The sequence below is a fragment of the Rathayibacter sp. AY1H3 genome (assembly GCF_002932015.1).
Genome location: NZ_PSUU01000006.1, coordinates 67,195 through 91,262, shown reverse-complemented (window position 1 = coordinate 91,262; position 24,068 = coordinate 67,195). Strand labels below are relative to the sequence as shown.

Below are 24,068 nucleotides of genomic sequence, written 5' to 3'. Positions count from 1 at the left end.
CCCGCGCCTGCGTACCATGGGCGGGATGGAGCCCCACGTCGACGCAGCCGAGGCCCCGCGCGTGCGCGTGGCGATCGTGGACGACCACGAGTCGGTGCGCCTGGGCGTGGCCGCCGCCGTCGAGAGCGCGGGGATGCAGGTGGTCGCCGCCGCCGAGACCGTCCAGGCCCTCGAGAGCACGATCGGCGGCGCCGAGATCGAGGTGCTCGTCCTCGACCTGTCCCTGAACGACGGCTCGAGCATCACCAGCAACGTCAAGTGGGGGCAGGTGCGCGGCTCCGCCGTCCTCGTCCACAGCATCGCCGACCGCGTCGTGGCCGTGCGGGAGGCGCTCGCCGCGGGAGCGGCCGGCGTCATCCCGAAGTCCTCGCCCATGTCGACGGTCGTCGCCGCGATCCGCACGGTCGCCCGCGGCGAGGTCCTCAACAATCTGGAGTGGGCCTCGGCCATCGACGCCGACGACGACTTCGCGCGGGCCGTGCTCGGTCGTCGCGAGCGCGACGTCCTGCACCTCTACGCCTCGGGGCTGCCGTTGAAGCTGGTGGCCGAGCGGCTGCAGATCTCGGTGTCGACGGCGAAGGAGTACCTCGACCGGATCCGCGACAAGTACGTCGAGATCGGCCGTCCCGCCCCGACGAAGGTCGATCTGCTGCGGCGCGCGGTGGAGGACGGCATCCTGCCGGGCATCGACCCGGACGACGGCGATGGCGGGCGCTGAGGCGCCGATCGCCCGCCGCAACGCCGGGCGCGAGCGGATCGACCGGATCATCAGCACGGTCGTGTCGTTCTTCGGCTTCGGCTTCGGTGTGCAGACCGTCCCGCCGATCCTTGCCCAGCTGCCCCTGCTGCGCCCCGAGGTGGCCTGGCCGGTGCTGGTGCTGGTCTTCGGATCGCTCACCGCCGCCGTGGTCACCGCCGTGCTGCGGCGGGGCACGCGGATCACGGCCTTCCTGGTCGCGGTCGGCGTCCTCGTCGCCCTCCTGACCTGGCCGGCCGCCGTCGCCACCGGGGGCGCGGACCGCGAGACCCCGTGGATCTGGTACCTGCTGACCATCGGCACCGCCTTCTGCACGATCGCGGCTCCCCTCCGGATCGCGATCGCGTACGTGTCGGTGACGACCGTGCTGTTCGGGCTGCTGCGCGTCCTCCCCTCCGGCGGCGGGGCGGAGCCGACCCGCGCGATCCTCGACGCCGCCTACGTGGGCATCGTCGGCTTCGTGATGCTGGTGCTGATCACCGTGCTCCGGCAGTCGGCCGACCAGATCGATCGCGCGCAGACGACGGCCATGGAGCAGTACGAGGCGGCGATGCGCCAGCACGCCGGCGAGGTGGAACGGGTCGAGGTCGACGCCCTGGTGCACGACAACGTGCTCGCGACGCTGCTCTCCGCCGCCTCCGCCGAGTCGCCGGCCGAGCGTGCGCTGGTCTCCTCGATGGCGCAGCGCACCCTCGCCGTGCTGTTGCCCGACCACGAGCCGGAGCCGCCCGAGGGGCTGGTCCCGCTCGAGCTCCTGCAACGCCAGCTCGCCCACGCGGCGTCCACCTTCGGGACCGAGATCGCAGTCGCGACGGCCGACGGAGTGGATCCGCGCGCGACGACGCTGCCGCGCCCGGTGGCCGAGGCGCTGCTCGGCGCGGTCTGGCAGGCGCTCGCCAACAGCGTTCAGCACGCGGGTCCGAGCGGCAGCGTCCACCGCGCCGTGCACGGGCTGCTGGGCGACGGCGCGGTGGAGGTCGTGGTGGAGGACGATGGCCGCGGCTTCCGGCTCGCCGACGTCCCGCGCGAGCGGCTGGGCATCCGGCTCTCCATCCTCGAGCGGGTGCACAACGCGCGGGGATCGGCGCGGGTCGACTCGACTCCGGGCGAGGGCACCCGTGTCGTCCTCTCCTGGCGGGCGGACGCGGGAGGAGGGCCGTGATCGCCTACCCGCGCCCCCTGCTCCAGGCGCTCGGCGCCGGCTTCTCGCTGTACCACGTGGTGCTCGCCTTCTTCTCCTTCCGCATCTCCCCGGCCACGCCGGCCGACCTCGTCGCGGTCGCGCTGTACGTCGCGGCGACCGTCGTCGCCCTCTGGCCGGGAGCGACGACCCGGCTCGCCCTGCCCGTCGCGGTCGGGATGACCGCGGTCGCCGTCGCTCTGCCGCTGCTGGTCGCGCCCTCGCTCGATCCGGGTGCCTCCAACGGCTACTCCACCTGGTACATCGCCGCGGTCGGCACCCTCATGACGATCGTGTGCGCCCGCCGGCGCGCGGCCTGCGCCTGGGTCGGCGTCGGCTTCCTGATCGTGCACACCGTGTTCTGGGCCGGCCCGGCCGCGCTGGCCACTCTCGGCGTCGTCGGGGGGATCGCCTGGGTCGCGATCGCGCAGCTGCTCATCGTCGAGCTCGGGCGCGCGGGCTCCGAGGCGCGCGTGCTCGAGGCGGCCGAGCGCGCGGCCGCGTCGTGGCGGGCCGCGGAGGAGGCGCACCTCACGGAGCGCGAGGTCCGGCTGGAGCAGACCCGTGCCCTCGCCGCCGACATGCTGCTGCGCATCGCCGAGCCGGGACCGGGCCTCACCGACGAGGAGCGGCGCGAGTGCCGGCTGCTCGAGGCGGCCGTGCGCGACGAGATCCGCGGCCGGCGGCTGCTGGACGACGAGGTGCGGCGTCTCGTGCTCGACGCGCGGCGGCGGGGGGTGACCGTCTCGGTGCTCGACGACGGCGGCCTCGACCGCACCTCCGAGGGCGAGAGCCGACGGGTGCTGGGGGAGCTCGCCCAGGCTCTGAGCGGGATCCGCGAGGAGGTCGACCGCGTGGTGGTGCGCACCGCGTCGGCCGACTCGGCGTCAGCCGTCACGGTCGTGGGCCTGCGGACGGCCGGCGACGGCAGCGCGGGCGCCCTCGGCTCCGACGACGCGGGGGACGAGGTCGACGCCTGGGTCGAGATCCGGCGCGACGGCGTCGGCGGACGGGACGTCTGAGCGGCGGAGAGCGCGCGGGACGGCGCGGCCGTCCGCCTGCGCAGCGACCGGCGGCGACCCCCCCCCGGAGGGCGTGCGGAAGTCGGATCGGTGCCGCGGGCGGGACGCTCCGGCTCTCAGCACGGCTCAGGTCTCGGCGCGCCCGGTCTCTCGGAGCGGACCGATCGACGGCGCGGCGCGGCACGGCGCGGCACGAGCGTGAGCAGAGCCGTCATGGGCAGAGCCCGTTGAGCGCAGAGCGCGTCAGGACGAAAGCCCGTTAACGGAGTGCGGCGGGCCGTCCACTCCTCCGAAGAGGGGGCCCGGCCCGCCGTCAAACCCCGAGTGAGGGTAACAACCCGAATATTACCCTCACTCGCCCCCAACACACCCGCCTGCTTACCCTGGTCGGCGAGTGATTGGCGGTGCCCCTTCCGAAGGAGGAGCACCGTACGTCCACTAGTGTGCTCGCTCCGCCAGGAGGCGCATAGTCAGCACTTTAGGGGACTAATCGGGGGACAAATTTCACGTTCCGCGTCGCGGATCGCTCGTTCCCCGACGGGCTGCGTCTGCGAGTCCGCTCAGCCGGAGAAGGAGCGCCACGCTCCGGGTGCCGGCCGGAGCGGCCTGCGGACCGCCGCGGCGCGGTCGTTCCAGCCCCCGCTGAGCTCCTGCGGGGTCTCCGGCTCGGCCTCGGTGCGAGAGGTCAGTGCGGTGACGACGGCCGTGACGGCGGCGATCTCGGCGGCGTCGAGGCCGGGGGTGGAGATGACGACGGCGGGTGCGGAGTCGGAGGCGGTCATCCCGTGACGCTATCGCATGCCGTTCACGGCGCCGGTCGGCGGGGCATGGCTATGCTGACGCCGGATGCCGCCGGAGCGTCGTCCGTCCGTTGCGAACAGGAGCGTCCCCGCATGCCGACGTGGTTCCCGAGGAGCGGTGCCGCGGCGCTGCGCCCCCTGCGTCTGCTGGTCCGGAGGTCGCCCGCGGCCGTCTCGGTCGTCCTGGTCCTCCTGGCCGCGAGCGCGATCACGGGGACGCTCGTCGCCCCCGCGGGAGCCGAGACGACGTCCTGGTGGGCGGCGGGCCCGATGACGACCCTCGACGGCCGTCCGTGGACAGCGGTGACCGCCCTCCTGATCGCGGCGGACCCGCTGCAGCTGCTCCTGGACGTCGTGCTGGTGCTCCCGATGCTCCTCGCCGCGGAGCGCCGCCTCGGCTCGGCCCGCACCCTCCTCGCCTTCCTCGTGACCGGCGCCGTCGGGATCGTCGTCGGGTCCTCCGTGCAGTCGATCGGCGCTCTCGTCGGGGAGTGGTGGGCGGGCGACACCGTCGGCGACCACACCTTCGACCCGCTGATCGGCGCGGTCGGCGCCCTCATCGCCTCGACCGCCTTCATGGGCGCTCTATGGCGTCGCCGGCTCCGGGTGACCGTCTTCGCCGTCGTGCTGATGTTCGTTCTCTACGCGGGCGACTCCGCCGACGCGTACCGGCTCCTCGCGGGCGGCGCGGGGCTCGTGCTCGGCGCGGTGCTCGCGCGGGGAGCGGCGGGGCTGCGTCCGCAGCGTCCGGCGCCGAGCTCGCACCGCGAGTCCCGGGGGCTGCTGGCGGCGGTCGTCGTCGTCACCGCGATCGGTCCGCTCGTCGCCGTCCTCTCGGACTCGGGCTACGGTCCGTTCTCGTTCCTCGGCCGACTGCTGCAGAGCGCCTTCACGGGGACGACGGACCTCGAGGACCCGTGCAGCCGCGCCCTCCGGCACTGCGCGCACCACGTGAAGCTGAGCCTGGTCGCCCCCGGGCCGATCCTGCTGACGTTCGTCCCGCTCCTCCTCCTGCTCGTCGCCGCCTACGGCCTGCGCTCCGGGCGCCGCCTGGGCCTGCTGCTGGCGGTCGGGGTGAACATCGCGATCGCGATCCTGGAGGTCTTCTCCCTCCAGCGCGCCGCCCGTCACCCCGAGTTCCTGTACTACGCCGAGTACCTGGTCTGGGTGGCGACGACGGTGCTGGTGCCGCTGGCCGTCGTGGCGATGCTCGTGATCGGGAGGAGGCACTTCCGCATCCGCGCGCCCCGTGCCGCTGCGAGGCTCTGGACGCGGGTCGTCGCCATCGCCTTCGTCGTGTCCCTCGGCGGCTACCTGGCGCTCTCGGCCGGCGTGCGCACGAGCTTCGAGCCGCTCCTGGGCCTCGGGAGGCTCCTCCTGGACGGGCTGCTGCGCTTCGTCCCGGTGAGCTTCCTCGGCGGCGCCGGACTGCTCGCCGTGCCGCGGGAGCCCGTTGCGCGGATCGTCTTCGAGTGGGTCGGCCCGGTGTTCTGGCTCGTGGTCGTCGTGGCGGTGGTCGCTCTGCTCCGGGCCACCGACGTGCAGCGGAACCGCGGCGACGAGGCGCGGTACCGCGCGCTCCTGTCCCTGCACGGCGCCGGCAGCCTCGGCCACCAGGGGACCTGGGAGGGCAACGCGCACTGGATCTCGGCCGACGGGACCGGCGGAGTCGCCTACCGGGTGATCGGCGGCGTGGCGATCACCCTCTCCGACCCGGCCTGCGCTCCCGAGCGGCGGGAGGACGTCGTGGCCGAGTTCGTGCGGTTCTGCGACGAGCGCAGCTGGACGCCCGTGTTCTACAGCATCCACGACGAGCTGCTCCCCGTCTTCGACCGGCTCGGCTGGTCGCGCCTCTCGGTCGGCGAGGAGACGATCATCGAGCTCTCCTCCTTCGAGCTCACCGGCAAGCGGTGGCAGAAGGTGCGCTACCCGCTCACGCGCGGCATCAAGCTGGGCATCGAGGCGCAGTGGACCAGCTGGCCCGAGCTCTCCCTCGGCATGGCCAACCAGATCGTCGACCTGTCGGAGCGCTGGGTCGCCGAGAAGGCGCTGCCCGAGATGGGCTTCACCCTCGGCGGCATCGACGAGGTCCGCGATCCCGACGTCGCCCTTCTGCTCGCGGTCGGACCGGACGGCGTGCTGCAGGGAGTGACGAGCTGGCTGCCCGTGCACAGGGAGGGTCGCGTGGTCGGCTGGACCCTCGACTTCATGCGCCGCTCCGACGACTCGATGCCCGGCATCATGGAGTTCCTCATCGCCTCCGCGGCGCTGCGCGTCAAGGAGGAGGGTGCCGAGTTCCTCTCGCTCTCGGGCGCACCGCTCGCCACCGCACCGGTCGAGGAGGGGGAGGAGCCTCCGGAGCCGACGGTCCTCTCGCGCCTGCTCGAGTTCCTCTCGCGGACGCTCGAGCCGGCCTACGGCTTCACGTCGCTGTTCCGCTTCAAGGCCAAGTTCCACCCGCGCTACGCGGGCCTCTGGATGACCTACCCCGACGCGCTGCAGCTGCCTCGGATCGGAGCCGCGCTGGGTCGCGCCTACCTGCCGGACCTCTCCGCCGCGCAGGCGCTGGCGTTCGCGCGGGTGGTCGGGGCGAAGCCGGAGGAGAAGCCGTCCGAGGCGCCCGCGGCGAAGCCGGATGCTCCGGCCGCGAAGGCAGGCGCTCCGGCGGTGAAGGCGGGTGCTCCGGCAGCCGAGCCGGACGGTCCTGCGGTGAAGGCGGGTGGTCCTGCGGTGAAGGCGGGTGCTCCGGCTGCGAGGGCGGATGCCCGGGAAGCGGAGCCCGATTCCGCGACAGGGGAGCCGGGTGCTCCGGCCGCGGAGCCGGCCGCTCCCGTCGTGCGGCCCGATGCTCCCGCGGAGTCCGCTGCCCGACGGACCGGCCCCGGCTCCTCCGACTGATCGTTCCGCCCCTCCGCCCCGTGAGGAGGCGGTCGCAGCGGAACGCCGCGGCACGGACGGTCTCCCGTCTCCTGCCGCGGCGTCCGAGCGAGTCGGGTCAGAGCGGGATGTTGCCGTGCTTCTTCGCGGGCAGGTTGGCGCGCTTGGTGCGCAGCGCCCGCAGCGCCTTGATGACGGAGACACGCGTCGCCGAGGGCTCGATCACGCCGTCGAGCTCGCCGCGCTCGGCCGCGAGGAACGGGCTCGCGACGTTGTAGGTGTACTCGTTCGCCAGGCGCGTCCGGACGGCTGCGACGTCCTCGCCGGCCTCCTCCGCCTTGCGGATCTCGTTGCGGTAGAGGATGTTCACCGCGCCCTGGCCTCCCATGACGGCGATCTCGGCGGTCGGCCACGCGAGGTTGATGTCGGCTCCCAGCTGCTTGGACCCCATCACGATGTACGCGCCGCCGTAGGCCTTGCGCAGGATGACCGTGACCAGCGGCACGGTCGCCTCGGCGTAGGCGTAGAGCAGCTTCGCGCCGCGGCGGATGACGCCGGTCCACTCCTGGTCGGTGCCGGGCAGATAGCCCGGGACGTCGACCAGGGTCAGGATCGGCAGCGAGAACGCGTCGCAGAAGCGGACGAAGCGGGACGCCTTCTCGCCCGCCTCGATGTTCAGCGTGCCCGCCATGGCGCTCGGCTGGTTCGCGATGATGCCGACGGAGCGGCCCTCGACGCGGCCGAAGCCGATCACGATGTTCGGCGCGAACAGCGGCTGCACCTCGAGGAAGTCGCCCTCGTCGACGATGTGCTCGATGACGGCGCGCATGTCGTACGGCTGGTTCGGGCTGTCCGGGATGACCGTGTCGAGGAAGCGGTCCGCGTCGGTCGTCTCGAGGTCGACCTCGGTCTCGAAGACGGGTACCGGCGACAGGTTGTTGTCCGGGAGGAAGGAGAGGAGCGTCCGCGCGTAGTCGAGCGCGTCGTTCTCGTCGCTCGCGAGGTAGTGCGAGACGCCCGAGATCTTGTTGTGGGTCAGCGCACCGCCGAGCTCCTCCATGCCGACGTCCTCGCCGGTGACGGTCTTGATCACGTCGGGCCCGGTGACGAACATCTGGCTGGTCTTGTCGACCATGATCACGAAGTCGGTCAGGGCGGGGGAGTAGACCGCGCCTCCCGCGGCAGGGCCGCAGATGATCGAGATCTGGGGGATCACGCCGCTCGCCGCGGTGTTGCGGCGGAAGATCTCGCCGTACTTGCCGAGGGCGACCACGCCCTCCTGGATCCGTGCTCCGCCGGAGTCGAGGATGCCGATGATCGGGACGCCGGTCTTCAGGGCGAGGTCCATCACCTTGATGATCTTCTCGCCGGCCACCTCGCCGAGCGAGCCGCCGAAGATCGTGAAGTCCTGCGAGTACACGGCGACCTGGCGGCCGTGGATGGTGCCGGTGCCGGTGACGACGGCGTCGCCGTAGGGTCGCTTCTTCTCCATGCCGAAGGCGTGGGTGCGGTGGCGGACGAACTCGTCCAGCTCGACGAACGAGCCCGGGTCGAGGAGGGTGTCGATCCGCTCCCGTGCGGTCATCTTGCCCTTGGCGTGCTGCTTCTCGATCGCCGCCTCGCCACTGGCCGTGACGGCCTCGTGGTAGCGGTTCCTGAGGTCCGCGATCTTCCCCGCGGTCGTGTACAGATCGGGCGCGGGACGTTCGGTGTTCGCGGTCACCCGCTCACCCTACCGGCGGGGCGGACGCCTCCTCTTGTCGCACTCGCACAGGGAGGGCCGCTCCGAAAGGGAGGATCCGGACAAGGGCGGGACGTCGCGAGCGGCGCTCGGAGCGGCCTCGCGGGAGCCGCCGCTACCGTGGCGGCATGCTCCTCCCGCTCTCCTCCGCTGTCTCCCCCCGCGTCCTCGCGCTCGAGTCGGCGGGGTCGACGAACGACGAGCTCCGCGAGCGGGCGGCCGCCGACCCCGCCGCGTGGCCGCACCTCTCCGTCGTCGCCACCGGCGACCAGCGCGCCGGGCGCGGCCGGCTGGGGCGCGTCTGGCAGGCGCCCGCGGGCCGCACGCTCGCGGCCTCGACTCTGGTCGACGCCTCCGCCCTCGGCGCCGAGGCCTCCGGCTGGCTGCCGCTCGTGGCCGGCGCCGCTCTCGCCCGGGCCCTCGCACCCCTCGTCGACGGGGACGTCGCCGTCAAGTGGCCCAACGACGTCCTGATCGACGGCCGGAAGGTCGCGGGGATCCTCGCCGAGCGCCTGCCGGACGGGCGGGTCGTCGTCGGCACCGGTGTGAACCTGCTGCTGACGGAGGCGGAGCTGCCGGTCCCGACCGCCACCTCGCTCGCCCTCGCCGGAGCACGGACGACGAGCGCCGACGAGGTGCTCGCCGCGTTCCTGACCGAATTCCAGGGGCTGCTGGCTCCGCTGCTCGCCCAGGGCGACGCCGAGGCCTCCGGAGCGGCCGCCGCCGTCCGCGCCTCTTGCGGCACCCTCGGAACGCGCGTCCGGCTCGAGCTGCCCGACGGCACGCAGGAGGAGGGGACCGCCGCCGCACTCGCCCCGGACGGCTCGCTCCTGCTCGAGCAGGGCGGCGCGCTGCGCTCGTTCACGGCCGGCGACGTCACGCACCTGCGCTCCTGATGGCCAGGACCGACCCCGCCGACCGCGAGCTGGCGCGGCTGACCCCGCGCGCCCGCCGGGCGGTCGCACCGGTCGTCGGCCTCCTCCTGCTCACCTGGACGGGCTTCTACTTCGCCGCGCAGTTCGAGCTCGCCCTGCAGCGCTGGATCATCGGGCTCGGCACCGCACTTCTGGTGCTGCTCCTCTGCGCTCCCGGGATCGCGGGCTGGGCGAGCGTGCGCTACCGCGTTACCGCCTCCGGCCTCAGCGCGCGCCGGGGCGTGGCGTCGATCCGGCGGGCCGAGGTGGTCTTCGATCGGAGGATGGAGGTCGTGGTCGAGCGCTCCCTCGGCCAGCGCCTCGCCCGGTGCGGGGACGTCCGGATCCTGCAGGCGGGAGCCGAGGTGTTCGTGCTGCGGGACCTGCCGGATCCGGAGCTCACGGCCGACCTGCTGCGGGAGGCGATCGGCGCGGCTCCCGCTCTCGAGCCGGAGTGGCCGCCGCCCGCGTGAGCGCGTCGGGGCCTCGGTAGCATGGAGCCGCCCCGCGCCAGCGGGCGGAGATGGAGGAGCGCCATGCGCGTCGGCGTGATCGGGGGCGGCCAGCTCGCCCGGATGATGATCCCCGCGGCGGTGGAGCTCGGCATCGAGATCGCCGTGCTCGCCGAGAGCGAGGGCGCCCCGGCGGGGCTCGCCGCGACACGGGTCGGCGACTACCGCGACGAGGCGACCGTGCTCGCCTTCGCCGAGACCGTGGACGTGGTGACGTTCGACCACGAGCACGTTCCCCAGCCGATCCTCCGCGAGCTCGTCGCCCGCGGCGTCGCCGTGCACCCCGGCCCCGACGCCCTGCTGTTCGCCCAGGACAAGCTGATGATGCGGCGCCGCCTGACCGAGCTCGGCGTGCCCGTGCCCGAGTGGGCCGAGGTCTCCTCCGCCGAGGAGCTGGGGGAGTTCCTGGCCGAGCACGGCGGCAGCGCCGTGGTGAAGACCGCGCGCGGCGGCTACGACGGCAAGGGCGTGCGCGTGGTGCGCGGCGCCCACGAGGCGGACGACTGGTTCACCGCCCTCGCCGAGGACGGCCGGGGCGGCTCGCTCCTGGTCGAGGAGCTGGTGGGCTTCCGCCGCGAGCTCGCGCAGCTCGTCGCCCGGCGTCCCTCCGGCGAGAGCATCCTCTGGCCGGTGGTGGAGTCGGTGCAGCGCGACGGCGTCTGCGCCGAGGTGATCGCTCCGGCCCCCGCGTCCGCCGGCCGGCTCGCATCAGCCGCGGCCGAGATCGCGCAGACGATCGCCGACAGCCTCGGGGTCACCGGCGTCCTGGCCGTCGAGCTGTTCGAGACGACGGACGACCGGATCCTGGTCAACGAGCTGGCCATGCGCCCGCACAACAGCGGCCACTGGACGATGGACGGATCGACCACGTCGCAGTTCGAGCAGCACCTGCGCGCGGTCCTCGACCTGCCGCTCGGCGCGACGGGCTGCCGCGATCCGTGGACCGTGATGGTCAACGTGCTCGGCGGCCCGGTGGGGGAGTCGCTGACCGACCGCTATCCGCGGGTGCTCGCCGATCACCCGGGCGTGAAGGTGCACAACTACGGCAAGGAGCCGCGACCGGGCCGCAAGGTCGGGCACGTGAACGCCACCGGCGACGACCTCGACCTCGTGGTCTACGAGGCTCGCGCGGCGGCGGCCGTTCTCACGGACTGACCCGTACGATGGTCGCCGTGACGAGCCTGCCGACCTCCCCGACCCCTGCCGGAGCCCTCTCGTGAGCGCGGACGCGCTCGTGAACGGGCCCGCGCCGCTCGTCGGCGTCGTGATGGGCTCGGACTCGGACTGGTCCGTCATGCAGGCGGCGTCCACCGTCCTCGCCGAGTTCGGCGTGGCGCACGAGGTCCGGGTCGTCTCCGCGCACCGCACCCCGGAGGCGATGATCGCGTACGGCCGCGAGGCCCGCGGCCGCGGCCTGAAGGTCGTCATCGCCGGAGCGGGCGGAGCCGCCCACCTCCCCGGCATGCTCGCCGCCGTGACCTCGCTCCCCGTCGTCGGAGTGCCGGTCCCGCTCGCCCGCCTCGACGGGCTCGACTCCCTCCTCTCGATCGTGCAGATGCCGGCGGGCGTCCCCGTCGCCACTGTCTCCATCGGCGGAGCGCGGAACGCCGGACTGCTCGCGGTGAAGATCCTCGCGACGGCGGACGACGCCCTCTCCGCAGCGCTCGACGACTTCGCCGCCGACCTCGAGGTGCAGGTCGCCGCGAAGAACGACGCCCTGGTGGCGGGCCTGTGACGGCCGTCGCCCTGCCGCTGCGGCACCCGGACGTCGCCTCCCGCGCCTTCATGACGCGGCGGGCGTGGTGGCTGCTGATCGTCAACCTGCTGGTGCCCGGGTCCGCTCAGGTCCTCGCGGGCAACCGCCGGCTCGGGCGCCTGGGGCTCGGCTTCACCCTCGGGCTCTGGGTCGCCCTCCTGGTCGCGGTGCTCCTCTACTTCGTCTTCCCGACCGGCCTCTACACGCTCGCGACCTTCGACGTCTCGATGCTCGCGCTCCAGGCCGCGCTCGTCGTCTACGGGGTGGTCTGGGCCGTGCTGACGCTCGACACCCTCCGCCTGATCCGCGTCGTCCGGGTGCGCCCGCGGATGCGCGGCGTGCTCGCGTTCGCGACGATCGCGCTGATGGCGATCTCGGTCGGCACCACCGCCTACGGCACCTACCTGCTCGGCGTGACACGGGGGACGCTGTCGTCGATCTTCGGCGGCGGAGCGATCGAGCAGCCGATCGACGGCCGCTACAACGTGATGCTCCTCGGCGGCGACGCGGGAGAGGACCGCGACGGTCTGCGCCCCGACAGCATCTCGGTGGTCAGCATCGACGCGTCGAGCGGCAAGGCCTCGATCATCGGCGTCTCGCGCGAGTTCGTCGACTTCCCGTTCCCCGAGACCAGCCCGATGCACGAGCTCTACCCCGACGGCTACGACACCGACAACTGCGCCGTCGACGTCTGCAAGCTCAATTCGGTCTACACCGAGGTCGAGCTGAAGCACCCGGAGCTCTACCCCGACGCCGTCGACCACGGCAGCGAGCCCGGCATCGAGGCGATGCGCGACGCGGTCGAGGGCATCCTCGATCTGAGGATCCAGTACTACGCGCTGATCGACATGGAGGGCTTCGCCCAGCTGATCGATGCGCTCGGCGGCATCGACATCGACTACGTCGCCGACGAGCCGCTGCCCCTGGGCGGGCTGCCCGACTCCGACGGCGTGATGCAGGGCGTCAACCAGTGGATCGATCCCGGGCACTGGCACTTCAACGGCGAGCAGGCCCTCGCCTACGCCCGGTCTCGCTACACCACGAGCGACTACGACCGGATGGCGCGCCAGCGGCAGGTGCAGGAGGCGCTGCTCGCCCAGTTCGAGCCGGGCAACGTCCTCGCCAAGTTCCAGGACGTCGCGTCCGCCGGGTCCCAGGTCATCAAGACGGACGTCCCGCAGGGGATGCTCGGCTACTTCGTGCAGCTGGGGCTCAAGACGAAGTCGCAGCCGGTGGATCCGATCGAGCTGGTCCCGCCGGCCGTCGACCCGGAGGACCCGGACTACGACGTCGTGCACTCGCTGGTGAGTGCCGGACTGTCGGGCGACTCCGCGCCGTAGACGGCCGGGTGCCGCACGCCTCAGAGGTCGGCGTGCAGCGCCCAGACGCGCTCGGCGGAGTCGCGCCAGCTGAAGGCTCGGGAGCGGTCGCGGCCGGCCACCGACATCCGCTCGCGCAGACCGGTGTCGGCGAGCACGCTGCTCATGGCGAGGGCGAGGCGGTCCGGGTAGTCCTTCGCGTCGCCGCGCTCGACGGCGACGCCGGCGTCCGCGGCGACCTCCATCAGCGCGGGGTCGTCGGAGTGCACCACCGGCACTCCGAAGTGCATCGCCTCGAGCACGGGCAGGCCGAAGCCCTCGGCGATGCTCGGGTAGACGAAGAGGGTGGCCCGCGAGAGGACGACGGCGAGGTCGGCGTCGCTGAGGACTCCCAGGGCGCGCACGCGCGTCTCGTCGAGGCCCTGCTCGTCGGCGACGGAGGCCACGTCCAGGTCGCCCCAGCCGGTCGGGCCGACCAGGAGCAGCGGGATCGCCGGGGCGGACGCTCCTCCGAAGGCCGCGATCAGCGAGACCAGGCCCTTGCGCGGCTCCAGCGTGCCGACGCTCAGCACGTACTCCGGGGGGAGGCCCAGCGCCGTGGCGCGCTCGTCGGCGTCCTCCGGGACGACCAGGCCGGAGCCGACGGCTCCGCCGATCACGCGCAGTCGATCGCCGAAGTCCATCAGCTGGGAGAGCTGGTGGGCGACGGCGTGGGTGGGGACGACGACGGCGTCCGCGTGCTTGCGGGCGCGCTTCGCCATCGCCCGGTGCCACTTCGCGCCGTGCGGAGTGAGGGTCTCGGGATGCGTCCACGGCACCGTGTCGTGGATCGTGACGACGATCTGCTCGCCCTCGCTCCCGTCGTGGCTGCGCAACGGGGCGAAGAGGCTCGGGGCGTGGATCATGCCGCCGCCGGCCGGGATGGCGATCCCGTACTGCCAGGCGCGCGAGAGCTCGCGGCGCCCGAGCGGCAGCCGGTGGATGCGCGCGAGGCCGGGCAGGCGCAGGCGCAGCTCCTCCTCCTTCTCGGGCGGGTGGGCGGAGACGACGGCCTCCACCTCGCAGTCGCGGGGAGCCGTCGCGATCAGCTCGCGGGTGAGCTCCTCGGTGTAGCGGCCGATGCCGCCGGGCACGCGGGCGAGCATCTGGTCGACGACGACGCGGAGAGTGGTGGTCACGGGGTCACCGCCTCGAGGGGTGCGGCGGCGAGCGCGTCCTGCCAGGAGCGCAGCGGCGGCAGGCCCGCCCGGCTCCAGCCGTCGTGTCCGAGGACCGAGTAGGCCGGACGCGGAGCGGGGCGGACGAACGAGCCGCTGTCGGTCGGGCGCAGGCGCTCGGGATCCAGGCCCGCCTTGGCGAAGACGGCACGGGCGAAGCCGAGCCAGGTCGTCTCGCCGGAGCTGGTGCCGTGGTAGACGCCGGCCGGGGCCTCCGCGTCGACCAGCTCGATCAGGCGCGCGGCGAGGTCGGCGGTCCAGGTGGGCTGGCCGTGCTGGTCGTCGACCACGGTCAGCGTCTCGTGCGCGCCCGCCAGTCGCACCATCGTCTTAGCGAAGTTGCCGCCGTGCTCGCCGTAGAGCCAGGCCGTGCGGACGACGTACCCGCGGTCCGGGTTGGCATCGAGCACCAGGCGCTCGCCCTCGGCCTTCGTGCGGCCGTAGGCCGAGATCGGGTTCCGGGGGTGGTCCTCGGAGTAGGGGGTCGTCGCGGAGCCGTCGAAGACGTAGTCGGTGGAGACCTGCACGAGTGCGGCTCCCGTCTCGGCGGTGGCGAGGGCGAGGTTGCGCGCTCCGACGGCGTTGACGCGGTGCGCCTCCTCCTCGTCGGTCTCGGCGTCGTCGACGCGGGTGTACGCGGCGCAGTTCACCACGGCGTCGTGTCCCGCGACGGCGGCGCGCACGGCGTCGAGGTCGGTCACGTCGAGGTCGGAGCGGCCGAGGGCGGTGCTGGGGCGGGAGCCGAGGGCCGCGCGCAGGTCGGTGCCGAGCATGCCGGAGGCGCCCGTGATGAGGAAGGTCACCTCCTCATCATGCCCGAGCGGTCCGTCGGCCGACGGTCGGCGCTCCGGCACGCCGCCGGGTGGCGCAGAGAGGCGTCGCGGGCCCGTGACACGCCGTCGTTAAACTGGCGACCGTGCAGATCCGAGAGCTCGACATCCCCGACGTCTACGAAGTGACTCCGCGCCAGTTCCCCGACGATCGCGGGGTCTTCTACGAGTTCTACCGCTTCGACCGCCTGGCCGAGAAGGTCGGGCACCCGCTCTCGCTCCGGCAGGGCAACACCTCCGTCTCGCGGCGCGGCACCGTCCGCGGCATCCACTTCGCGCAGATCCCGCCGTCGCAGGCCAAGTACGTCTCGTGCTTCTCCGGTGCGGTCCTCGACTACGTGATCGATGTGCGCGTCGGGTCGCCGACCTTCGGGCGCTGGGAGTCGATCCTGCTCGACGACGTCGACCGCCGCTCCGTCTACATCGCCGAGGGGGTCGCGCACGCCTTCGTGGCGCTGACCGAGGGCGCCGTGGTCTCGTACCTCGTGAACGCCACCTTCGACCCGGTGCGGGAGAAGGGTATCGACCCGCTCGACGAGCAGATCGGCCTGCGCTTCCCGGAGGAGGCCGGCGAGCTGCTCCTCTCGCCGAAGGACACCGACGCACCGACGCTGGCCGAGGCCGAGGCGCAGGGCCTGCTGCCGACCTGGGACGAGGCGCGGGCCTTCTACACGGAGCTCGACTCCGCGTCCTGACCGCCGATCCGGTGGGCGGGCCGCCCGGCGCCGGCCAGGCGGCCCGCCCGATCGGAGCGGATCAGCTCTTCGAGCGCAGGCGCATCAGCGCGACCCGGGCGCCCAGCCCGGCGCGGACCGCCGCGCGGATCGGCGCCTGATACCAGGCGCCGTACTTCTGCGCGAGGTAGAGGTAGGCGCTGCGGTGGTGGACCGCGAGCATCCGCGCCGAGGCCAGGCGGGTGGAGTGCCCGCCGAGGTGGGAGACGACCGCGTCGGCGAGGTAGACGTTGGTCCACCCGCGCTGTCCGAGCGAGTCGCCCAGCTGGACGTCCTCGAAGTACATGAAGTAGCGGTCGTCGAACCCGCCGATCTCCTCGAAGGCCGTGCGGCGCACCATCACGCAGGCGCCGGAGAGCCAGCCCGCCTCCATCCGGCCGTGGCGGAGGGTCTCGACCGCGCGCGAGCGCCGGTAAGTCGCCGACCACGGGTTACCGGGCCAGACGTGGGCGAAGACGGCGTGCCCGACGCCCGTGCCGAGAGAGGGCAGAGCGCGGGCCGAGGGGTAGATCGTGCCGTCGGAGTCGAGGATCCGGGGCCCGATCGAGCCGATCCGGTCGTCCGCCGTCGCCGCGGCGTAGAGGGCGTCGATCGAGCCGGGGAGGAAGACCGTGTCCGGGTTGGTGACCAGGATCCACTCGACCTCGGGCCCGAGGCGGTCGACCGCGTAGTTGACGGCCCGGCCGTAGCCGAGGTTCTGCCCGGTCTCGTGGAACTCGACCTGCGGCAGGCGCTCGACGACGCTGCGGACGGAGTCGTCCGTGGTCAGGTTGTCGACCACCACGATGCGCACGTCGTGCTCCGTCGCCTCCGGCACGGACTCGAGGCACGCGCGGAGGACCTCACCCGAGAAGTGGGTGACGACGACGACCGCGATGGGCAACGTCGAGCGGGCGATGGGAGCCTCCGGGTGGTGCGGCGTCGACGGGAGGAGTACCCCGTCGGAAGAACTCGACGAGGCTAGCACGCGGCTCGAGCGGTGCCCGGGAGCCTGCGGCCCTCAGCGGACGATGTCGACGGGCTCGGTGCTGACGGCCACGGCGGCGGGGGAGACCGTCTCGATCGCGGGCAGCGCATCGTGCGCCGGACGGCGGAAGACGACGAACTTGTACATGCAGAAGTTCCACACCAGTCCCACGAGGACCGCGACGGCCTTGGCGATGTTGATCGCGAGGAAGGCGTTCTCGCCGGAGCTGGGGAGGAAGAGCAGCGAGTTGCCGAAGCGGGTGTCGAAGAAGACCTCGAAGCCGTAGATGATCGCCGACTGCAGGACCAGCGAGCTGAACCCGGTGACGAGGAAGAACTTCGCGAACGTGGCGACCGAGACCCTGCCCGGGTGGCGGAAGACGAAGAAGTGGTTCAGCGCGTACGAGATCGTGATGCCGACCAGGACGGAGAAGACGTTGGCGACGAGGGTCGGCAGACCGAGCAGGAGCACGAGCGTGTTGAGGATGAGGAAGTCGATCGCCGTGTTGGTGCAGCCCGCGATGAGGAAGCGGACCTTCTGCGATTCGAGGAGTCTCTTCATCTGCGGTGCTCTTTCCCGTCCCCCTCTGGCGTCGATGCCCGACCGTCGGGCTCCGACGGGCGTCCATCGGGGCAGGCGAACAAGGGGTGAACCGCCGTGCACTGTCGTCCATCGTAACCGTGGACCCCTGCCGGGCGGTCGAACAGCCGGTGCCATGTTCCTGAGAGAGTGCGCGGACGGGGCGGCGGGCCGCGGGGCGCGCTCGGAGGCTCGCGAGCACCGCCTCGTTATACTCGCAGGGCTCTCACCGGTCAGCCGGTGCACCGGAAGAACGGATCCTCCCCGCCTCATGCGCTCCCTCGCCGTCGTCGTCCCCACCTACAACGAAGTCGCGAACATCGCGACGGCGCTGCCGCGGGTCGCGCTCGCGGCGTCCCGCAACCCCGACTTCCACGTGACCGTCGCCGTCATCGACGACAGCTCCCCCGACGGCACCGCGGACCGCGCGCGCGAGCTCGCGGCCGAGCTCGGGTCCGACACCTTCGAGGTCCTCGTGCTCTCGCGCGAGAAGAAGGAGGGGCTCGGCGCGGCGTACATCTGGGCCTTCCAGCACCTCCTCGCGGCCGAGCGCCGCTACGACTACCTGCTGCAGATGGACGCCGACCTCTCGCACGACCCGGACTACATCGACGCCTTCCTCCGCGAGGTGCGCGCGGGCGCCGACTTCGTGGTCGCCTCCCGCTACATCGCCGGCGGGGGCACTCCCGACTGGACGCTCGACCGCAAGCTGCTGAGCGGTGGCGGCAACCTCTACACGCGCCTCTTCCTCGGCTCGAAGATCACCGACTGGACCGGCGGCTTCAACCTCTTCAGCGCGGACCTCCTGCGCACCCTCCACCTCGAGACGATCCGCGCAGCCGGCTACGGCTTCCAGATCGTGCTCAAGTACCGGGCGCTGCGCCGGGCCCGCGGAGTGAAGGAGATCCCGATCGTCTTCCTCGACCGCACGGTCGGCAACTCCAAGATCCCGAGCGACACCCTCCTGAAGAACCTCCTGCTCGTCCTGGCCATCCGGTTCGGCGGGAAGCACCGGTGACGGCGGGTCCGACGGGATCCCCTCGGACCCGGAGGGCCCTCCTCGAGCTCGCCGCCCTCGCCGTCGTCGTCAGCGGGACCCTGCTCGTGCTCGGATTCATGGTCGGCACGCCGTGGCGGCCGCTGCTCTTCCGCGACGGCGACTCGCTGGCGCTGCCGCTGATCCTGCAGTCCTTCGCCGAGGGCCGCCCCGCGGCGTGGGTGATGACGAGCCAGCTCTTCCTCTTCCCCGAGCTCCCCGTCTTCGGCGTCGCGTGGCTGCTGACCGGTGGCGATCCCGCGGCGGCGCTCGCGGTCAACGCCGTGCTCAACGTCGTCCTCCTCTACGGCGTGCTCCGGATGCTCGCGCGACGGCTCGTCGCGGACCGGCACCGCCGGCTGCGGCCCGCCGCCGCGCTCGCCGGCATCGCCGTGCTGCTGGTTCTCTGCCTGACGGAGGGCCGCGCGCTCAACAACGAGGGGGCCCTGGCGACCACCTTCCTCCTCACGACCTACTACTACGGCGCGGTGCTCACAGGCCTCGCCGGGCTCGCCGTCGCTCTGGGCGCACTGCGCGAGCGCCGTCCGGCCGCGCGTCCGCTGCTCCTGGTCGGGGCGGCCGTCGCCGCGACGACCCTCTCCGATCCGCTCCTCCTGGTGCAGTTCGTCGGCCCCCTGCTGGTGGTCCTCGTCGTGCTGCTGGTGCTCGCTCTCGCTGCTCCCCGAGCGGTGATGATCGTCGCGGGCACGGTCCTCGGGGCCGCCGCGCTCGGAGCCGCGCTGCGGGTCCCGCTCGGCTTCCTGATCGGGACCGACGCCGGCGGGTACCTCCGGCTGCCGCTCGCCGGGACGGCACTGGACGACCTGATCGTGCAGTTCCTGGTGCTGAAGGCGCCGCTGATCGGCAAGCTCGAGGTGGCGCTGCTGGGTCTGCTGCTGCTGGCGGCCCTCGCCGTCGTCGTGGCCGGTGCCGCCCGACTGGCGCGGGGAGCCGCCCTCGACGAGGCGGCCCGTGCGCGCTTCGCGGTGTGCGCGTTCCTGCCGGCGCAGACGGCGGTGCTCCTGGTGGTGCAGGTCTTCACCGGCAGCTCGGTCAGCCGCTACCTGATGCCGATCCCGGTGACCGCGACCGTGGTCGTGATCGCCCTGATCGGCGCCGCGGCGGCGCACCGGCGTGCTGCGGGCGCGCGGCTGGCGCCGGTCGTCCGCGTCGTCGCTCCGCTGGCCGCCGCAGGCCTCGTCGTCGCCGCCGTGCCGGCCACAACGGCGGTCGCCTCCGCGGCGGCCGAGGCGCGATCGGACCCGGACGCCGACTGCCTGGAGCGCTGGATCGACGGCCGCGAGCTCGCGGGCGTCGGCTCGTTCTGGTCCACGCGGCCGCTGGACCTCTACGGACCGGCCTCGCTGCACGTCCAGCAGGTCAACTTCGACTTCACGGTGCAGCTGTGGATGAACAACCTGAGCGACTACCGCGACCGGCAGTACAGCTTCGTCCTGGCCGACCGCTCGCCCGACTGGGCGGGGCTCGCGCGCGGGACGCTCGGCGCTCCCTCCGATATCGTCGCCTGCGGGGGGTTCGACATCTACGACTACGCGGGCACCGACGGCGAGACCGAGCTGAACCGGATCGTCCAGACCAGCGTGGAGGAGCAGCGCCGTGAGCGCGGCTACTGACGTGCGCGGCCCGCGGACGGCGAGTCGGCGGCGCCGGACGCTCGTCGAGCTCGGATGGGCCCTCGTCGCCGCCCTCGTCTCGGTCGTCGCCGCCGTGCTCGCGCTCGGGATCGGGCCGCAGGACCTGACGGGCCGCTGGACCGTGGGCGGCGACGACCAGATCCTGCACTACACGCTCTTCACCAGCGCCACGCAGGCGTTCCCGTTCGACGGCAACGCGGCGCTCGGCTTCCCCGACGGGTTCAACGCCTTCTTCAGCGCGCAGTTCGACGTCGCCTCCGCCCTCGCCGTGTCGGTCCTGGCCCTCGTGGTGCGCGACGGGACGACGCTCCTGAACGTCTTCTACCTGGGCACGTTCGCGACGGTCGCCGTCACCGGCTACGTGTTCTTCCGCGCCCTCCGCACGCGGCCCTGGGTCGCGGCGTTCTCCGCGGTCCTGCTGTCGCTGCTGCCGTACCACTTCCTCCGGATCGGATTCGGCCACGCGTTCCTCGCCAACTACTGGGCGATCCCGCTCCTGGGCGTGATGGTGCTGATGGTCGCCGGACCGCGCACCGATCCTCTCCGAGCCTGGGCCGAGCGGGGCGCGACGCGGAGGAGCCGCGTACTGCGCTCCGTCGTCCCGGGAGTCGTGCTCGGGCTCCTGGTGGCGAGCACGGGCGGCTACTACTACGTCTTCGCGGTCCTGGTCCTCGGAGCGACCTGGGCGGTGAGCACGGCCGCCGGGCTCCTCTCCCGCGAGCGGCTGCGCGTGCTCGCGGTCTCGTCGGTGCCGATCCTCGCGCTCGGCGTGTTCGTCGGGCTCTCGCTGCTGCTGCTCTCGCTCGACTTCGGGGAGCGCTACAGCCCGTACTTCACGTCGCGGACCGTGGGGGAGTCGGAGGCCTACGCCGGCAAGCTCGTGCTGCTGGGCCTGCCCTGGTCGGGGACCGGGCTGCCGCAGGGGTACGGCCTGCTCAACACCTACGCGGGCCAGTCCGGCGTGGCGCCGACGACGGAGCCGCCCGGGTTCTCGATCCTCGCCAGCGTCGCGCTCCTGATCACGCTCGTGGCGCTCCCGATCTCCGCGCTCGGCGGCGGACGGGCGCTCCGTGCGACCGCGGTCGGCCGGTTCTTCTCGGACGCCCGCGTGCGCGTCCTCGCCGTGGCGACACTGGCCGCGCTCCTCTTCTACACGGTGACGGGCCTGGGCGTCGTGGTCTCGCTGGTGGCGGGGCCGACGATCCGTGCGTGGGCGCGGATGTCGATCGTCATCGCGGTCCTCGTCCTCGGCGTGCTCGCGCTCCTGCTCGATCGGATCACGGCCCGTGGCGGTGTCCGGATCCTCGTGGCGGCGCTGCTCGCCGCCGTCGCCGTCATCGATCAGCTGGCCGGAGTATCGGCCGCGGTGCCGATCGCTCCGACCGACGACTCCGAGATGCGCTCGTTCGTGTCGGAGGCCGACGCGCAGCTGGACGACGGCTGCGGAGTAGTGGAGCTCCCCCTGAAGAGCTTCCCCGACAGCGGGCGGATCGGAGCGCTCTCCGACTACGACGAGGCGCTGCCCTACCTCGCGACCGAGGAGGGACGCCTCCGCTGGAGCTACGGGGCGGTGGAGGGCACCTACGGCTGGGACGTCTGGGGCGACGTCGACGACCCCGCGGAGTTCGCCGACGCCGTGGCGGGCAGCGGCGCCTGCGCCGTCTACGTGGACACCGCCGGCTACACCGACGACCCCGACGGCTGGCGGGCCTACGTCGAGGCGGCGACGGGGGACGTCGAGCCCGAGGTCGCCTCCGTCTCCGGGCGCTGGCTGCTGTTCACGACCCGGCGCTGATCAGCGGTCGTCGAAGGCCAGCTCGAGCAGGCGCCGGGCGGTGCGGTCCCACCCCGGGATGGGCTCCGGTGCGAGTCGCCGGGGACGGCGCAGCGCCTCTCCGATCGCGGCCGACCACCCGGTGCGGTCCGCCGGGTCGATGAAGACGGCGGTGGACTCCCGCCCGGCGAGCGCGTCGCGGAGGCCGGGGATGTCTGCCGCGAGCACCGGAGTGCCGCAGGCGACGGCCTCGAGGGCGGGCAGGCCGAAGCCCTCGTGCCAGGAGGGCATGGCGACGGCGTCGGCCCCCGTGAGCAGGGCCGGCAGATCCTCGTCGGCGACGTAGGAGGAGGCGAAGCGCACGTCGGCTCCTGCGGCCACCGCGCGGGCGACGGCGGAGTGGACGTCCTCGTTGTCCCAGCCGTCCCCGCCCACCAGGAGCAGGGTGTGGTTCTCCGGCCGCTCGGCCTGCCGGTACGCGTCCACCAGGGTGACGAGGTTCTTGCGGCGCTCGATCGATCCGACGAAGAGCAGGTAGGACCCGAGCCCGTGCTGCGCGCGGACCCGCGCCACCTCCTCCTCCCCACGGGCATGGAAGAGGTCGGCGTCGATCGTGGTCGGCAGCACGCGGACGCGCTCGAGAGCGACGCCCAGAGCGCTCTCGACCTCGGCTGCGGACGACGGGGTGCCGGTCAGGACCAGATCGCTGCGCCGGATCCACCGGGGCACCGACCGCGACAGCAGCTCTCGGCGCTCGCGAGGAACGAGCTCGGGCATCACAGCGAAGCAGACGTCGTGCACGAAGGTGAGCGAGCGGGAGCGGGCGAGCGGCCAGCTCCGGAAGTTCGGGAAGAAGTAGGCGCCACGGCCGAGCAGGAGGTCGATCCCCGGCGCGGGCAGTCGGGTCAGTGCGCTCCACACCGGCCGGGGCAGCGGCACCGGTCGGACGCGCAGCGTACGGAAGCCGAAGCGCTCGAGCGAGCCGGCCTCGCTCGCCGGCACGACGAGGAGCACCTCGACGTCTGCGGCGGTCGCGTCGGTGTCCAGGGCGTGCAGCAGGCCGAGCAGGACGCGGCCGACCCCGGTCAGGCGCGGCGCCGCGAGGGCGGTCGCGTCGACCAGGAGGCGGCGGCGCCGCGCGGTCACGGCCTGCTGAGGCGGACGGTGGAGTCGATGTCGACGACGCCGTCGTGCACGGAGGCCCGCTCGACCGTGAAGGTCGCGGCGACCGGGATCCGCATGGTCTCGCCCTGCGAGAAGGTGGCCGAGGAGGCGTGCACGGCGTAGTTGCCGGCGCCGAGGTGCAGGTCGGGGAGGGTGAACGTGACCGTCATCTCTCCGTCGACCGCGCTCAGCGGCGTGCCGATGCGCTCGGTGTTCGTCCCGAAGACGCGCTGGCCGAGGGGGGTGTCGATGCCCATGCCGATGTTCCAGTCGTCGACCGGGCGGCTGGTGCGCACCGTGACGTCGAACTCGAGGGTCTCGCCGCTGCGGACGACCGTGCCGCCGTGCTCGATCGATCCGCCGCGCAGTCGGCAGCCCAGGATCTCGATGAGCTGGGGGGCGGGCTCGTCCGCGGCCTCGGCGGCCTCGGCCTCGCGCTCCTGGCGGGCGGCCCGACGGTCCTCGAAGCTCTCGCGGAGGACCTGGAGTCCCTCGGAGGTCTCGCCGTCGAAGACGACGGTGCCCTTCTCGAGGACGATGGTGCGGTCGCAGAGCTCGCCGACCTGCTCGAGCGAGTGGGTGACCAGCACGATGGTCTTCCCCGCGCGCTGGAAGGCGCGGATGCGGTCCATGCACTTGCGCTGGAACGGCTCGTCGCCGACGGCGAGCACCTCGTCGACCAGCAGCAGGTCGGGATCGGTGTGGATCGCGATAGCGAAGGCGAGCCGCACGTACATGCCCGACGAGTAGAACTTGACCTGGGTGTCGATGAACTCGGCGATCTCGGAGAAGTCGACGATCGAGTCGAACTTGCTGTCCAGCTCGCTGCGCGAGAGTCCGAGGATCGCGCCGTTGAGGTAGACGTTCTCGCGCCCGGTGAGGTCGGGGTGGAAGCCCGCTCCGAGCTCGAGGAGCGCGGCGAGGCGTCCGCGGCGCTCCACGGTGCCGGTCGTCGGCTGCACGATGCCGCCGATGAGCTTGAGGAGCGTGCTCTTGCCCGATCCGTTCGCGCCGATGAGGCCGACGGTCGAGCCCAGTGGGATCTCGAGGTCGACGTCGCGGAGTGCCCAGAACTCGTCGCGGTGCTTGCGCCCGCGGCCGAAGTTGACGATCCGCTCCTTGAACGACTTGTCCTTGCGGATGACGAAGCGCTTGGAGGCGTTGCGCACCCGGACAACGGTCGGGGTGCCGGAGGAGGCGGGCACGGACTCCTGCTTGCTGGTGAGGGTCACGA

Annotated in this window: 21 protein-coding genes; 13 read left to right on the top strand and 8 right to left on the bottom strand. The window is 72.8% G+C overall.

What is annotated here, in order from left to right; genetic code table 11:
• Positions 1–16 precede the first annotated feature (16 nt).
• Genes C5C33_RS04365 through C5C33_RS04355 form a run of 3 tightly spaced genes read left to right on the top strand, consistent with a single transcriptional unit; the run spans position 17 to position 2,959 of the window.
• Positions 17–718: a response regulator transcription factor gene (locus tag C5C33_RS04365; protein WP_104223169.1), complete on the top strand. Its 702-nt coding sequence runs from the start codon at positions 17–19 to the stop codon at positions 716–718.
• A complete protein-coding gene (locus tag C5C33_RS04360) occupies positions 705–1,919 on the top strand; it encodes a sensor histidine kinase (RefSeq protein ID WP_104232828.1) in 1,215 nt (404 codons plus the stop codon). Before C5C33_RS04365 ends, C5C33_RS04360 begins: the two co-directional genes overlap by 14 nt.
• Entirely contained in the window at positions 1,916–2,959 is a 1,044-nt protein-coding gene (locus C5C33_RS04355; protein WP_104225461.1) for a hypothetical protein, read from the top strand. Before C5C33_RS04360 ends, C5C33_RS04355 begins: the two co-directional genes overlap by 4 nt.
• 560 nt (positions 2,960–3,519) lie before the next feature.
• Here C5C33_RS04355 and C5C33_RS04350 read toward each other — a convergent pair.
• Entirely contained in the window at positions 3,520–3,741 is a 222-nt protein-coding gene (locus tag C5C33_RS04350) for an acyl-CoA carboxylase subunit epsilon (protein WP_104225462.1), read from the bottom strand.
• A 111-nt stretch (positions 3,742–3,852) separates the two neighbouring features.
• On the opposite strand from C5C33_RS04350, the gene C5C33_RS04345 reads away from it, so the two are divergent.
• On the top strand, positions 3,853–6,657 hold the full coding sequence (locus tag C5C33_RS04345) for a DUF2156 domain-containing protein (RefSeq protein WP_181136186.1): 2,805 nt from the start codon (positions 3,853–3,855) through the stop codon (positions 6,655–6,657).
• Positions 6,658–6,754: 97 nt separating this feature from the next.
• Here the strand turns inward: C5C33_RS04345 and C5C33_RS04340 are convergent, their stop codons facing one another.
• Complete coding sequence (locus C5C33_RS04340) at positions 6,755–8,359, bottom strand: acyl-CoA carboxylase subunit beta (RefSeq protein ID WP_104223164.1); 1,605 nt, start codon at positions 8,357–8,359, stop codon at positions 6,755–6,757.
• A 146-nt stretch (positions 8,360–8,505) separates the two neighbouring features.
• Here C5C33_RS04340 and C5C33_RS04335 point away from each other — a divergent pair, with 146 nt between their 5' ends.
• The 5 genes from C5C33_RS04335 (at position 8,506) to C5C33_RS04315 (ending at position 12,899) form a co-directional block, all read left to right on the top strand.
• The gene (locus C5C33_RS04335) at positions 8,506–9,273 is read left to right on the top strand and encodes a biotin--[acetyl-CoA-carboxylase] ligase (protein ID WP_104260501.1); all 768 of its coding nucleotides are present in this window, start codon (positions 8,506–8,508) and stop codon (positions 9,271–9,273) included.
• Positions 9,273–9,764 (top strand): PH domain-containing protein, encoded by a 492-nt coding sequence (locus C5C33_RS04330; protein WP_104246680.1) that lies wholly within the window; start codon positions 9,273–9,275, stop codon positions 9,762–9,764. The genes C5C33_RS04335 and C5C33_RS04330 overlap by 1 nt, the downstream gene beginning before the upstream one ends.
• A 63-nt stretch (positions 9,765–9,827) precedes the next feature.
• Entirely contained in the window at positions 9,828–10,958 is a 1,131-nt protein-coding gene (locus tag C5C33_RS04325) for a 5-(carboxyamino)imidazole ribonucleotide synthase (protein ID WP_104260500.1), read from the top strand.
• A 112-nt stretch (positions 10,959–11,070) separates the two neighbouring features.
• Positions 11,071–11,538, top strand: a complete 468-nt coding sequence (gene purE / locus C5C33_RS04320) for a 5-(carboxyamino)imidazole ribonucleotide mutase (protein WP_104246749.1) — start codon at positions 11,071–11,073, stop codon at positions 11,536–11,538.
• Positions 11,535–12,899, top strand: a complete 1,365-nt coding sequence (locus C5C33_RS04315; RefSeq protein ID WP_258062231.1) for an LCP family protein — start codon at positions 11,535–11,537, stop codon at positions 12,897–12,899. The genes purE and C5C33_RS04315 overlap by 4 nt, the downstream gene beginning before the upstream one ends.
• 20 nt (positions 12,900–12,919) lie before the next feature.
• Here C5C33_RS04315 and C5C33_RS04310 read toward each other — a convergent pair whose 3' ends face one another.
• Both C5C33_RS04310 and rfbD read right to left on the bottom strand, forming a co-directional pair.
• A complete protein-coding gene (locus C5C33_RS04310; protein ID WP_258069176.1) occupies positions 12,920–14,056 on the bottom strand; it encodes a glycosyltransferase family 1 protein in 1,137 nt (378 codons plus the stop codon).
• Positions 14,053–14,898: a dTDP-4-dehydrorhamnose reductase gene (gene rfbD, locus C5C33_RS04305; RefSeq protein ID WP_104246678.1), complete on the bottom strand. Its 846-nt coding sequence runs from the start codon at positions 14,896–14,898 to the stop codon at positions 14,053–14,055. Before rfbD ends, C5C33_RS04310 begins: the two co-directional genes overlap by 4 nt.
• Positions 14,899–15,011: 113 nt before the next feature.
• Here rfbD and C5C33_RS04300 point away from each other — a divergent pair, with 113 nt between their 5' ends.
• A complete protein-coding gene (locus C5C33_RS04300; RefSeq protein WP_104232821.1) occupies positions 15,012–15,620 on the top strand; it encodes a dTDP-4-dehydrorhamnose 3,5-epimerase family protein in 609 nt (202 codons plus the stop codon).
• 61 nt (positions 15,621–15,681) lie between these two features.
• On the opposite strand, the gene C5C33_RS04295 is transcribed toward C5C33_RS04300, so the two are convergent.
• Entirely contained in the window at positions 15,682–16,542 is an 861-nt protein-coding gene (locus C5C33_RS04295) for a glycosyltransferase family 2 protein (protein ID WP_244229466.1), read from the bottom strand.
• A 117-nt stretch (positions 16,543–16,659) separates the two neighbouring features.
• Complete coding sequence (locus C5C33_RS04290; RefSeq protein ID WP_104223158.1) at positions 16,660–17,187, bottom strand: GtrA family protein; 528 nt, start codon at positions 17,185–17,187, stop codon at positions 16,660–16,662.
• Between the two features lie 289 nt (positions 17,188–17,476).
• On the opposite strand from C5C33_RS04290, the gene C5C33_RS04285 reads away from it, so the two are divergent.
• From C5C33_RS04285 to C5C33_RS04275, 3 genes are read left to right on the top strand one after another with little or no spacing between them, the layout of a single operon-like run.
• A complete protein-coding gene (locus tag C5C33_RS04285; RefSeq protein ID WP_104223157.1) occupies positions 17,477–18,223 on the top strand; it encodes a polyprenol monophosphomannose synthase in 747 nt (248 codons plus the stop codon).
• On the top strand, positions 18,220–19,875 hold the full coding sequence (locus C5C33_RS04280) for a hypothetical protein (RefSeq protein ID WP_104260499.1): 1,656 nt from the start codon (positions 18,220–18,222) through the stop codon (positions 19,873–19,875). The genes C5C33_RS04285 and C5C33_RS04280 overlap by 4 nt, the downstream gene beginning before the upstream one ends.
• The gene (locus C5C33_RS04275; protein ID WP_146085203.1) at positions 19,859–21,691 is read left to right on the top strand and encodes a hypothetical protein; all 1,833 of its coding nucleotides are present in this window, start codon (positions 19,859–19,861) and stop codon (positions 21,689–21,691) included. The genes C5C33_RS04280 and C5C33_RS04275 overlap by 17 nt, the downstream gene beginning before the upstream one ends.
• On the opposite strand, the gene C5C33_RS04270 is transcribed toward C5C33_RS04275, so the two are convergent.
• Positions 21,692–22,816, bottom strand: a complete 1,125-nt coding sequence (locus C5C33_RS04270; protein WP_104260497.1) for a glycosyltransferase family 1 protein — start codon at positions 22,814–22,816, stop codon at positions 21,692–21,694.
• Entirely contained in the window at positions 22,813–24,066 is a 1,254-nt protein-coding gene (locus C5C33_RS04265) for an ABC transporter ATP-binding protein (RefSeq protein ID WP_244229465.1), read from the bottom strand. The genes C5C33_RS04270 and C5C33_RS04265 overlap by 4 nt, the downstream gene beginning before the upstream one ends.
• Positions 24,067–24,068 lie beyond the last annotated feature (2 nt).